Genomic DNA, 14,495 nt, shown 5'->3' on the forward strand with positions numbered 1-14,495 from the left:
CTTTGGATGAGCGCACGTGATGGTGGGATTAATAAAGTGGTTTCGCTTATTGATAAATTTAATTACCACCGTTTGGTTAACGACCCCAATAACCGTTCAGAAAATGAAGTAAGGGCTATGATGCACGATCAGAAAGGGCGCTTATGGGTTTGCAGTAAAGATGGCAGGATTCGGGTTTATGAGAATGACAAAGAAGTTGATGTTTTTGGAAGAGGAAATAAACCGATTGGTACCGTTTACAGCATTATTGAAGATAGCAAGGGCAATGTTTGGTTGGGGACAAAAGGCGATGGCCTGTTTAAAGCCACACCAACCGATCAAAAACGGAATCTTTATACGCTTAAGAATTTTAGAAATAACCCAACAGATGTAAACAGTTTGAGCAGCGATCTGGTATATTCAGTTATTGAAGATTCAAGAGGGCGCATTTTGGTAGGCACGCTGGGTGGTGGTATTAATTTGTTGAGCAATATTGATGGCAAAGAAGGTTTTAAGAATTTTTACAATGCTTTTCATCATTATCCATTTGGTTGGGCCAAGGTTATCCGATATTTATTAGAAGACAACAGTGGCAGGATCTGGATTGGAACAAGCAATGGTTTGTTGCGCTTTGATCCGAACAGGCCTGTTGCCAATGGTTACCGGTTTTTAGCTTACCGTAAAATCCGCGGAGACCATGCCAGTTTGGGGAATAATAGCGTACAGTATATTTACAAAGATAAAGCTGGGGGAATCTGGATTGCTACTTTTGGTGGCGGATTAAACAAAGTAATTGCCGATCCGAAAAATCCTGATCTATTACGCTTTGAGGTTTTTACTATACAAAATGGACTGGCGAATGATGTGCTGCTAAGCATGAGTGGCGATAAAGAAGGTAACATCTGGATTGCTACCGAACGCGGTTTATCCAGGTTTAACCCAAAACATAAAACATTCAAAAACTACGATTCTTTCGACGGATTGCCAAAAGTTGGTTTTTCTGAAGCTACCTGTTTTACGGCAAACAATGGGCAGCTTTATTTTGGTCTTACTGATGGTTATATCAGATTCAATCCTTCAAAAATTGCCGATCAGCGTACTTCAGCGAAAATGGCGCTGACCAAAATTCAACTGTATTATAAGGATATTGATCCCGGAGATAAAGATTCTCCTTTAAAATTTACCATAAACGAAACCAAGTCGCTAGTGCTCAACTACGATCAGAATGTAATCAGTATTGATTACACGGTGCTCGATTATCGTGCTTCCAACAAAATAACCTATGCCTATAAACTCGAAGGTTTCGATAAAACCTGGCACCAGGTAAACGACCTGCGGAGGGCAACCTATACCAACATTCCGCCAGGCACCTATACCTTTAAAGTGAGGGCTACAAATGATGATCTTTTTTTAACCCTGCCCGAAAAAACGTTAGAAATCATTGTCCATCCACCTTTTTATTTAAGCTGGCCTGCCTATCTGGTTTATTTTTTGCTGGCTATTGTTGTTGCTGTTTTAGCAAGACGGATTATTGTAACCATGATCAGGTTACGCAACAAGGTTTTGGTAGAACAGAAATTAACGGAGGTTAAACTCTCTTTTTTTACCAATATCTCGCACGAACTCAGAACGCCACTTACCCTGATTGTAAATCCATTAGAAGAAATATCACGTAACGAAAAGTTATCAGACAGGGGAAGGGAATTTATAAATGTGATCCACCGAAATGCGAACCGGATGATCAGGTTTACCAATCAGCTACTTGATTTTAGAAAACTGCAGAACGGAAAGATGCAGCTTAATGTTGCTGAAATTGATTTGGTGGCTTTATCAAAGGAGGTTGCCAGTCATTTTTCTGCCATGGCCGACGAAAAGCAGATTAAATTCGATGTTTTTGCCGATCAGCAACCGGTTTTGGCCTGGATAGATGGAGAAAAGATTGAAATTATCCTTTATAATTTGCTCTCCAACGCATTTAAATTTACACCACCTCATCGAAAAATCTGGATCGAGATTAAAACAGAAGAAGAAACCGGCGACATACTGATTCACATTATTGATGAGGGCAAAGGTATTTCAACAGATAAACTGGAGGAAATATTTGAAATCTATCACGAAGAAAGTATTACCGCAGATACCAATTTAAAGGGAACAGGAATTGGTTTGGCACTAGCCCGTGGATTGGCTTTAAGTCACCATGGCAAGCTGTGGGCCGAACAGCACAGCAGTGGCGGCATGATTTTTACCCTGCAGTTAAAATCTGGATATGGCCATTTCGATGCTTCGGAAGTGAACTTTACGGTAAAGAGCAGCCTGGAAGAACCGTTAAGTTTAAGCGTGCCTGCTGGAAACCAGGTGTCACCAATCAATTCGAATACCAATGGCCAGCACCCGCAATTGTTAATTGTAGAGGATAATCCAGACCTTCGAAACTTTCTGGAGCTTAGGTTTAAAGATCATTATCGTGTTAGCACAGCTGGCGACGGCGCTGAAGGTTTTGAAATGGCATTAGCCATACTGCCCGACTTGATTATCAGCGACGTAATGATGCCTAAAATGGATGGCATCCAAATGCTCGATCAGTTAAAAAATGATGCTGCTACCAGCCACATTCCCGTAATTTTACTCACCGCTAAATCTTCTATTGAAAGCCGGATTGAAGGTTTAAAATATGGCGCAGATATTTATTTAACCAAACCTTTTAATACCGATTTCCTTTCTGCGGCGATTGATAATTTGATCCTGTCGAGGAAAAAACTCTTCGAGCAACTCTCCAATAGACAAGAGCAGCGTATTGTATCCCTTCAGCCCGATGAAATTGTAATTACCTCAAAAGACGAAAGCTTTTTGAAAGAGATTATCAAAATTGTGGAAGAGGGGATGATCCAATCTGATTTTAACATTGATGAGGTTGCGGCGGCAATTGGTATGGGAAGAACAACTTTCTATAAAAAGCTAAAGAGTTTGACCTCATTGAGTCCTGTAGAATTTGTACGCGATATGCGCCTTAAACGAAGTAAACAACTGTTAGATTCGGGCAAGTGCACCGTTTCAGAAGCGGGTTATCTATCCGGTTTTAATAGTTTGCCTTATTTCAGTACCTGTTTTAAGGAAAAATATAGTGTTTCGCCATCGGCTTATCTAAAAGCAATGGTACATATCTAAATTGAAATTAGTTGTGGTTTTCCCGCAGATTTAAGGTGATATACGCAGATTAGATTGTCTTCCCCCTGTGTTGGTCTACGAAATCAGCGGCAACTAAAAAAGAAGCAAGGTTTATATTTTCTCCCGCAGATTTAAGGTGATTTCCTAAGAATTATGATTGATTTTACTCTGCATTAATCTGCGAAATCAGCGGGAACCAACGGCAGCAAGGTTTATATTTCCCCCCACAGATTTAAGGTCATTTCCTAAGAATCATGATTGACTTTCCTCTGTGTTAACCTGCGAAATCAGCGGGAACCAAAAAGTAACAAGCTTTATATTTTTCCCCCCACAGATTAAGAAGAACCCCGCAGATTTAATAATTATTGTTTTACTCCGCGGTAATCTGTGAAATCAGCGGCAAAAACCTCCAAAGCCACACTTTCACCAAATAACGAAAGCAATTCGTCAATTTCTGAAAACTCATTTTAGCGGTTTGAGATAGATTTGTATTGAATAACCAAATATATAACTGAACAAGTAAGCCGATAGCTTAAAGATTTACATTGAATTTTATTAGAAGGATAGCCATCTATAATGTCCTGGGTTTAGCGCAGAAATGAAAAGCAATTTTATTTCTCAACCGCTTTGCTGTATTCAATTTTTCTCTTCCGCCACTGCTTGCTTAAACCTGTACTAACCAAATAATCTATGACCAGACTTTTTACAAGTTCGTGTTGTTTTCTGTTTTTTCTTGCCGTTTTATCAGGATGCCAGAAAAAAGAATTTGATGCATTTTATGAGCGCCCAGCAGGTTTGGGAGATCCTATTTACCAACAGCTTGAAGCAAGGGGCAATTTTAAACACTTAACCGCGGTAATTGACAAAGCGGGTTATAAAGATATTTTAAGCAAAACAGGCTGGTGGACTTTCTTTGCACCGAATGATGCGGCTTTCGAACGTTTTTTTAAAGATCAGAATATTAAAGGTACTGTCGAGATCAGCGATTCGATGGCTACCTCAATTGTAAAGTATGCCTTGGTATACAATGCTTACCGCAAAGATCAGTTGAGTAACTACCAAATGGCAGGCGGGGCCGAAACGGGTCTTGGTTTTGCCTTTAAAAGAAAAACTGCTTATTACGATTGGGTACAACAAAAAGGTGATGGAGTGCGGGCAAAAGTTATCGCCACCAACCGCAATGTACAATCGGTTAGAGGCGTAAATACTTCTGCTTATGTAGATGGTGATAACAACAATAAATACATCCCTTATTTTACTACTGCATTTATGACCACAGGAGGTATGAGTGCTGGCGATTATAACGTATTTTATCCAGGTTCTACCTATAATGGGTTTAACGTGGCAGCAGCAGCAGTGGTAAATATGGATATCAGTGCTGAGAACGGCATGATCCATGAGGTAGACCGTGTTACCCTGCCTTTAAAAAGCATCGACCAATATATCAGTAGCAATGCCAATTACAGCGAGTTTAAAGCACTGCTTGATTCGCTAAAATTTTATGTCTCTAATGCATATCAAACCCACCGCAACTTTGTAGCTACAGGCAGTTCCGATTCGGTATATGTAAAAGGCTATAACGGTTTACTGGCTTATTCTATCAATAATGAGAATTACCAGCAGCCTGGGGTAAACAGTTATCTGGCTAATGAATCTCAAAAATCAAGCTGGACCATCATGGCGCCAACCAACGAGGCTTTTAGGGCTTACCGGAAAAAAATATTGGCCAAGTATGGCAATTCCTTCTTTAAAAGTACTCCACCAAGCATAGTTATCGATTTTATCAATTCGCACATGTGGCCAACAGCTTTATGGCCAAGTAAATTTGCCCAAGGTCAAAATTACCTGCTCGAAACCACCACGCTGAGCTTAGATAATGCCGTGGATAAACAGATTTTGAGTAATGCCGTTTTTTATGGGGTAAACCAGGCACACAGCTCAAATGTATTCAGAACAGTTTATGGTGTACCTTATCTTGATCCGACTACCAATCTTACTTTATTAGCCTATGCTGACGGAGGGTCAGGCGTTAAAATATATACCACACAACCTGGCGTAAGGCAAACCTTATTGGTAATGCCCGATGCGGTGGTAACAGCAGCAGGTTACCGCTACAATGAAGGCAGTATCGGTACCACAACAACTGCATGGGGCTATCGTACTTCCCCAACAGCCAGTTATTCGCACAACCAGATTTACCGTGATAATGCCTTTCGTTTATTTAAAACAGGTGTTTTGCTTACGGCAACTGGCGAATTAACCAGTTTAGGTGGTTCAGGTATTGTTGAAAGTCAGAGTGGCGATTATGTACGCTACCGAAATGGAAAAATCCAGACCAGTGGAACAGTTGATACCGGTATCGATATCAACATTACAAAAACTGATGCGACTTCGATAAACGGCATTGTATATTATGTTGATGCGCCATTGGCTTTTACCGATAAAAATGTAGGGCAGCACCTGCAAAATCTGGCCACCAGCGATCCTACACGCTTTTCGTCTTTTTATTGGTTTGTTTCTACCTCTTCACTCTACAATGCAACAACAAAAGCCATCTCAGGTATGAATACAGGTATTGATAATAAATATACCATGCTGGTACCGGATAATGCTGCTATTACGCAAGCCATTAAAGATGGTTTATTACCTGGAACAAAAGCTACCGGCGCTTTACCTACAGCAGCACCAACCGCTGAAGCCCAAAAAGATCAGGTAAGAAAATTTATCCTTTACCACATCATTAATGGCGAATCAGTTGCAGTTGACGGTAAAAAAGCCGACAACTATTTAACCTTATTACAAACAGAGTCTGGAGACAATACTTTGCTGAACATTTTGAATCAGCCGAGCAACCTGATCATCACCGATCGGGCGGGGCGCACCACACAGGTAAATTTCAGTTCGAGTAACCAGCTCTCTAACCGTACCCTTATCCATTCCATTTCCAATTATCTCAATTACAATAAGTAACACTTACAGATAAAACTAGATTATATAAGATGAAAATATTTCTATATAGAATTTTCTGTCTATCTGTTATGATTTTAACAATCATGGGATATTCAGGAACCCTCCGTGCACAGCAGCCCGTTACCGTGCGTGGAAAAGTAACCGACAAAAAAGACAAACTCGAAATTATAGGTGCCTCGGTTATTGAGGTAGATCAGAATAAAAGAACCATTACTGGGGTAAGTACCGATATCAATGGGAATTTCGCCCTAAGGGTAACCAACACCAAAAACCAGTTGGTGGTATCATTTATTGGCTATAACAGCCATAATGCAGGTGTAATTGGTAACCGCACAACCATAAATGTAATATTGGAGCCTAGTTCGAACAGTTTGCAGGAAGTGGTGTTAACCGCCAAAAAAATGGTGAATAACGGAACAGGCTTAAACATAGCCGAACGTAACTCTACTATTGCATCAGCAACTGTTAGCGGGAAAGCTTTGGAAGAACTGGCGGTAACCTCCATCGATCAGGCTTTGGCCGGACGTTTATCAGGAGTAGATTTTGGGACCACTTCAGGAGATCCGGGAGCAGGAATGTCGATCAGGATCCGTGGTACTTCATCCATCAACGGTTCTGCCGAGCCGCTCATTGTACTTGATGGCATGCCTTATGAAACAGAAATTCCTTCTGATTTTAATTTCGGAACAGCCGATGAGCAGGGTTATGCGCAGCTTTTAAATATTGCACCATCCGACATTAAAGATATCACCGTTTTAAAAGATGCAGCCTCTACAGCAGTTTGGGGATCGAGGGCAGCCAACGGCGTACTCCTGATCAATACCAAACGTGGTGAAAGGGGAAGACCTGTGGTATCGTACAATTTTAAGGGTTCGATGGCGCAGCAGCCTAATCCCATTCCTTTTTTAACAGGCGATCAATACTCTATGCTCATTCCAGAAGCGGTAATGAATGCCACAGGTTTGCCACTCGACTTTTTAGGCAACAACGGACAGAATAAAGCTTTCCAATACGACCCGTCTGATGCCTATTATTACTACAACTATAGCAACAACACCGATTGGGTAAAACTGATTACCCGCAATGGTTATACACAAGATCACAACGTTTCGATGAGTGGGGGTGGTGAAAAAGCACGTTATTATGCATCGGTTGGTTATTTAGGTCAAACCGGAACTACTTTGGGAACCGATTTATCTAGGATTACGGCTAAGATTAATTTGGATTATATCGTATCGAGCAAACTGAGGTTCAGGACAGATGTAACCTATACACATGTGGATAACAACCTCAACTACGATAAATCCTTGCGTAGCACGGCGATTAATAAAATGCCGAATATGTCTGATTATGAGTATGATGAATATGGAAATAAAACTTCAGCTTATTTCTCACCGATTTCCAATATCCAGGGCCGTTATAGTGCAACCTACAATCCTTTGGCCATGGCAAATGAAGGTGCAAGCCATTTAATAGGCGAGCGTATTACACCAAAATTTAATCTTCAATATGATATTTCTCCGGTTTTATTTTCGACGGTAGATGTTCAGTTCGATATCAACAATACCAAATCGAAAACCTTTTTACCTCAAATTGCCACCGGGCAACCAAGTACCGAACCAACCGTAAACCGGGCTTCTGATGCTGATGGCGATTCATACAACATTCAGTCGAAAATTAACCTGATTTACCGTCCGCATTTAAGCGAAAAGCATAATCTTCAGGGTTTGCTTTCTTTTCAAACCAACGATACTAAATCGGCCTCTTATACAGTTGCCACAGCAAATACAGCCTCTTCTGAATTTCAAGACCCATCTAATCCATCCATTACCAATGGATCTGGTTTGGGCTTAAACTCCAGTCAGGCGCAATCCAGAAGCGTTGGGGTGTTGTTGCAGGCACAATATGAATTTTTAGACCGCTACATCATCAACATGAATGGCAGGGTAGATGGTAATTCCAAGTTCTCGCCAGATAACCGTTTTGGTCTTTTTCCGGGGATTTCTACCCGATGGAGAATTTCGGGCGAACCATTTATGAAAAACCTCAAGTTCATTGACGATTTAAGTTTACGCTTAAGTTATGGCGCAAGTGGAAAAGCACCAGGCAGTAACTATGCTTATTTTAACAATTATACGCCGTTTTCATGGTCATATGCCGGTCGTGCAGCAGTTTATCCTTCTAACATCGAGCTTTCCAGGTTAAAATGGGAAACCGTAGTAGGTAAGAATCTGGGTTTCAATTTATGGCTGCTCGATAGTCGTGTTAAAATCGACGCGGAGATTTATCAGAACACCACTAAAAATATGTTTTACAATGACCTGAGGATCGCCGCTACCACTGGTTACAATGCCATTGATATGAATATTGGTACCATGAACAACAATGGTTGGGAAATCGGTATCAATACTACGCCTGTTAAAACCAAAAAATGGATTGTAAACTTTGATTTCAATATTTCGAGGAACATCAATTCCATCCAATCCATTTCAGAGTTCTATCCAAGAGAAAGCTCTGTAGGGCTTCCGGCGCAAGGATCTTATAAATCTTTCCTGATTATCGGTAACCCATTTGGCTCGTATTATGGCTTTAAGTACAAAGGGGTGTATAAAGATGCTGATGCGACCATTGCCAGAGATCAGAACGGGAAAGAAATTGTTGGGCCAAACGGCCAGACCATTTACATGCGTTACAATTACCCAACGGTTGATTATGTATTCCAACCGGGTGATGCGATGTATGAAGACATTAACCACGACGGAAACATTGATGAAAAAGATATGGTTTATCTCGGCAATTCGGTGCCAAAATTTACCGGTGGTTTTGGGCCAAGCGTAATCTTTAATGGCAACCTGAAAGTACAGGCATTTTTTAGCTACCGCTATGGTTACGATATCGTAAACACCGCTAAAATTACCACCACCAATATGTATGGGGTTAACAACCAGAGTACTGCGGTTTTAAGGCGCTGGAGAAACCCTGGTGATGTGACTGATATGCCACGCGCTTTATACGGTGTAGGTTACAACTGGTTAGGCTCCGACCGTTATGTAGAAGATGCTTCCTTTATCCGTTTAAGCTCGGTTACCGTACGTTACAACTTTACCCAGAATATGCTGAAAAGGGTCGGTGTAAAAAGTGCCAGCATTTATGTAACCGGACAAAATTTATATACCTGGACGAAATATACCGGACAAGATCCTGATGTAACCTCTGTAGGGAGCAGTAATCCTTTTTCTTATGCAGCTGATGGTTCGCTTACACCACCCTCTAAAACCTTTACGATGGGCCTAACCCTTGGACTCTAAATGATTAACCATGAACAGAAAAATTAAATATACGCTACTGGTTTTCATTACACTGCTTAGTGTTTTTGGAACATCGTGCAAGAAATGGTTGGATTTAAAACCTCAGGACGGTTTAATCCGCGATGAATACTGGCAAACCAAAGAACAGCTTGATGCTGCGGTGATGGGCTGTTATGCCTCGCTTTTAGGCGGAAGCAATATACCCTTGGCCAAATACCTTTTTATCTGGGGCGAGCTCCGCGCCGATATGGTGGTGCCTGGTTTAGAAATCTCTTCCGATGATGACGAATCGAAACTGAGTGGATTGCTGAGGGATGAATATGATATTATGCGCACACAGATCGCCTCCACCAATACGCTGGTAAACTGGGAGGCCATTTACAAAACCATCAATTATTGCAATACGGTAATCAAATTTGCACCTGAGGTAATCAATAGGGATAAAACTTTAACGCAAACGGCTTTGAACGGTTATTTAGCCGAAGCCCATGCTTTACGCGGATTAATGTATTTCTATCTGCTCCGTTCGTTTGGCGAAGTACCACTTAAACTCGAACCCACTTATAACGATTCGCAGATTGGTGCTATTGCCAAAAATACCCAGCAGGAAGTGTACCTGCAGGTGATTAAAGATTTATTGTTTGGCAGCGAAAACGGACAGGTAACCTATGGCAGTATGGCCGAAGATCGGGGCAGAATGACTAAATTCTCTGCTTACACCGCATTGGCCGATGCTTATTTATGGAATGAGGAATACCAAAAAAGTATCGATGCCTGCAATAAGGTAATCGAATCGGGTAAATACAGATTATTGCCAAATGGCACGCAGCAGACCGATTTTTACAATACGGTATACCTTAACGGGAATTCGGTAGAAGGGATTTTTGAGTTTCAGTTTGATAACCAAAAGCTCAATCCCTTTGCACCCATGTTCGGCATAACCGGAAGAGAGTTTAGGGCAGCAGATTGGATTGCAGAAGGTGGATTGTTCGGGACAGATCTGGCTAACCTGAGTAATAAAGATATCCGCGGAAATGGTACCTCGATGTTCGAAGCTAATTCTGCCATCTGCAAATTCACCAATTTTAGAACGGCAGCTACTTCCTTCACCCACTGGTTTGCCTATCGTTATTCGGACGTGTTATTAATGAAAGCTGAAGCCTTAACCTGGCTGGTACCTGGCAACAGTGCCAATGGAACCCAGGCCATTGAATTGGTTGGTCAAATCAGGGCAGCCCGCAACGCACAAACTTTTGTAGCTGATAAATTTATCGAAATACCCGATCCTGCATTAACAGCTAATGTTTCGCAATACGTATTTGAAGAACGGGCACGCGAATTTGCTTTCGAAGGCAAACGGTGGTACGATATTCTGCGCAATGCCAAAAGAGGTAACTATGCAAACGAAAAACTACTGATCGACATTGTTTCGGCCAGTGCACAACCAAGTAAACAACAAACGGTAATCAATAAATACCGCGATCATAGAAGTCATTATTTCCCGATCTATTCGTATGAGTTGCAAACAAACAAGGCGCTTGTTCAAAATCCATTTTATCAATAATTGCTAACCAAAAAATAAAGCTATGAAACAGAATGTTAAAATAGTGCTGCTGGGATTATGCAGTTTATTTATGTGTCTTTGGGCTTGCCGTAAAGACTCGGTAGTACAGGGAACATCAAATGTGGTAAATATGACCCAGTATTTAACAAATCACCCTGAGCAGTTTTCAGAATTGTCAAAGATCCTCGAAATCTCCGAAACGGCTTCTTTTTTGAATGCTTATGGATCTTACACACTTTTTGCACCGACTAACGATGCCATTAAAGCCTATTTGCAAACTAAAGGGAAAAGTGCGGTAGCCGATATTTCCGCTGCGGACTGGAAGAGTTTTATCCGTTTGCACCTGTTGGAAGATTCCATACCCACATCGAGGTTTACCGATGGTAAGCTGTTCGATTTAACGATGTACGGCCAATATTTAACCACTTCTTCCGAGCTGATTTCAGGGGTGACGAAAATCCGTATCAACAGGCAGGCAAGTGTAATCCAGCCTAATATTTCAGTAGGGAATGGTTTGATCCACAGTATTGATCATGTATTAACTCCGGCTACTTTAACCGTTGCGCAAACCGTTGCTGCAAATCCTGATTATTCGATTTTTACCGAAGCGCTCAGGGAAAGTGGTCTGTATGATAAACTGAACATCCTTCCAGCCAATAATCCAGACGAAAAGCAGAAATTTTTAACGGTAATTCCCGAAAGTAATGCCACCCTCGCAGCCGCAGGCATTAACAGTTACGCGGCTTTAAAAGCCARATATTCGGCTACGGGAAATGTAACACAGCCAACAGATGGTTTACAGCTTTTTTTAAACTATCACATTTTATATGATGCCAAATATTTAGCCGATATCATTACCGCGAGTGCGCACAATACTTTAGCACCTTTGGAGGTTTTAACCTCAAAACTTTCTGGCGAAACCGTATTGATGAACGATGATACCTTTAATGGTGTTTACGAACCTGGTTTTTCACTCCTTCGCGATAAAAGTGATGTTACGGCCAGCAATGGTGTAGTACATCAGCCTTCTGCACATTTCGATATTAAGGTACGCGCACCATTCAGGGTAGATTTTGATGTTTGCGCTTTCCCCGAAATGTTGAAGAATACACAGTATTATAAAAAGAACAATTATTTCTTTACCGGAGATGAGGCTGCTGCTTTAACCGAAATTAAATTCTCGGGAAGAGAAGAAGGAAAAGATCCAACCAAATCGCTGATTTACAGATACGGCAGCGCCGGAACCTCGACCAACTCGTACAACAAAGATATTTTGGTTATCCCTTTGGCTACCGGCGGAACCTCAAATACTTCGGAATGGGTAGAATTTAGAACACCGTTGCTGATTAAAGGAAAATATAAAATCTGGGTATGTATTTATGCCCAGGCCGAATCGAATACCACTACCGAGGTTCAGGCGAGTATTGGTTTGGATGGCACTACTGATAGGGCTCCTTTATCCAATTCGCGCATTTTAAACTTTACGGTAAAACGCCCGGGAATAAACAAAGTAGTAAATGGGGTAACGGTGATTGATGCTGATGCAGAAGAAGCTGTAGGTTTTAAAACCTATATGTCGAGTACGGCAGGCGCACAGATTGGAAAGTTAATGGGCATTGCAGATTTACCACAAACAGGCCGTTATTGGTTACGTTTAAAAGCCATAAACGGCTCGCAGGCCACCAATAATGTCGATATGATTCACATTATTCCGGTTAACGACGATCAGCAATACTGGAAATATAATGTTGATGGATCTAAAATATTAAGGCCATAATGAAACTTGTATCGTCATTCCCAACTTGATTGGGAATCGTAATGCAATAGGCTTTAAGATTCCCGCCTGCGCGGGAATGACGACCCGGTATGTAAACAAATGACTTCGATTGCTTGACTGATATTATGGGCAAGTTCAACTGATAACAATTAAAGTAAATGACACCGCCTCTTATTGAGGAATGACTTAAATAAAAAAATATACCAACCAAAATGATGATTGATTTTAAACCAAGATATTTTGTTTTGATATTTCTATGTACCTGTTTGGCTTTTGCTGGCTGTAAGGATGCATGGAAAGACCATACCGAGATCAATATCGAAAGATTAGACCGGACCCTTTTTGAGCAGATCAGTAACGATGCCAACCTGAGTACTTTTACTTCTTATGTGGTAAAAACGGGTTACGATGCTGTGCTGAAATCGTCTAAATCTTTTACTGTATGGGCACCCAGTAACGAAGCATTGAAAAGTATCGATGCCACAGTAGTAAACGATACAGCTGCATTAAAGCGCCTGGTGGGGAACTATATTGCCAATCAGAGCTATTTCACCACATCGCCAAAACCTTCTATGGTCATCAGGATGCTGAATGGCAAGAATACCATTTTCACCAAAACTACTTTCGAGGAAGCAAATATTAGTCAGGCTGATGTTTACGTAAAAAATGGCGTTTTGCATACCATAAACGCCGCATCAATGCCCAAAGCCAATGCCTGGGAATTTTTGCAAAGCCTTGGTACTGCTAGTTTGCAGAAAGACTTCATCAAAAGCCAGGAGCAGGAAGAGGTAGATACCAGCAAAGGTGTTTTGCTGTACAAAGATCCGGTGACAACTAAAGGCGTTTACCAGGAAGGCACAACCTTTAAAGTAATCAGGAACAGGTATTTTCAACGCATTTCCAATATCAGCAGCGAAGATAGTTTGATGACGTATATCATTTTAAATAATACGGCTTTTACCGCTGAGCAAAATAAACTGGCTGCCTATAACAAACATGCCAATGCTCTTTATGCCGATACCTTAACCAAGTGGAGTGTAGTGAGAGACTTGGTTGTAAATAAGGTATATGGATTAAATGAACTACCCGATTCGATGACTACCGTTACCGGAGTGAAAATCCACCTAGATAAAAGTGCAATTGTGGAAACCCGTTTGTTAAGCAATGGTATTGCCTATGTGGTAAATAGCATTGGTTACAAACTGATGGAGAATAAAATCCCAACGGTTATCATCCAGGGTGAAATGCCCGATTCGTTACGTGTACCTGCCAACCCACTGGCTAGGATCAAAAATGATCCACAGGGTAAACGTTTCACCGACCTGCAAACAGGAAGTATTACCTCAAGTCCAAGCCCACTTTACTACTATCGCTACAAATCGACCGTTCATTCAGTAAAGTACGAGGTGTATTGGAGGGCGATAAACGATATCCTGGTAGCGCCAATCAGTATGAAAGTAGATTTTAATACCAGCAGAAGTTTTGGTAGTGTACTTTTCCCGCTGGCAACTGTAGGTTACCGTTCTGTGCCATCCATAATTGGTTTGGCGCAGGGTAGTGATGCTTACCGCGATGCCTATAAAGAAGTCTATTTAGGTACTTATACTGCTGATACTTATGGAACACTGTATACTTTTTTGGCTTCATCTTTAGCCGCATCGAGTACCGCACCAACCGCCCTTTCTTTAGATTATATCAAACTAAAACCAGTTAACTAAGCCCTTAAAAGAAT

At 41.3% G+C, this 14,495-nt stretch carries 6 protein-coding genes; all 6 read left to right on the top strand.

The features are described 5' to 3' along the window. A partial coding sequence (locus tag AC1DND_RS00005; protein ID WP_477578065.1) for a two-component regulator propeller domain-containing protein occupies nucleotides 1-3,144 on the top strand: 3,144 nt, incomplete at its 5' end. 690 nt (nucleotides 3,145-3,834) lie between these two features. Then, nucleotides 3,835-6,114 carry a fasciclin domain-containing protein gene (locus tag AC1DND_RS00010; protein WP_477578067.1) on the top strand — a complete coding sequence of 760 codons (2,280 nt, stop codon included), beginning with the start codon at nucleotides 3,835-3,837 and terminating at the stop codon, nucleotides 6,112-6,114. Nucleotides 6,115-6,182: 68 nt separating this feature from the next. After that, nucleotides 6,183-9,422, top strand: a complete 3,240-nt coding sequence (locus AC1DND_RS00015; protein ID WP_477578069.1) for a SusC/RagA family TonB-linked outer membrane protein — start codon at nucleotides 6,183-6,185, stop codon at nucleotides 9,420-9,422. A gap of 10 nt (nucleotides 9,423-9,432) precedes the next feature. Then, complete coding sequence (locus AC1DND_RS00020; protein ID WP_477578071.1) at nucleotides 9,433-10,986, top strand: RagB/SusD family nutrient uptake outer membrane protein; 1,554 nt, start codon at nucleotides 9,433-9,435, stop codon at nucleotides 10,984-10,986. A gap of 22 nt (nucleotides 10,987-11,008) precedes the next feature. Continuing rightward, nucleotides 11,009-12,763, top strand: a complete 1,755-nt coding sequence (locus tag AC1DND_RS00025; RefSeq protein ID WP_477578073.1) for a fasciclin domain-containing protein — start codon at nucleotides 11,009-11,011, stop codon at nucleotides 12,761-12,763. A gap of 245 nt (nucleotides 12,764-13,008) precedes the next feature. Further along, on the top strand, nucleotides 13,009-14,481 hold the full coding sequence (locus AC1DND_RS00030) for a fasciclin domain-containing protein (protein WP_477578075.1): 1,473 nt from the start codon (nucleotides 13,009-13,011) through the stop codon (nucleotides 14,479-14,481). The last annotated feature ends 14 nt before the right edge of the window (nucleotides 14,482-14,495 follow it).

Source organism: Pedobacter sp. 01N416, from assembly GCF_056399685.1.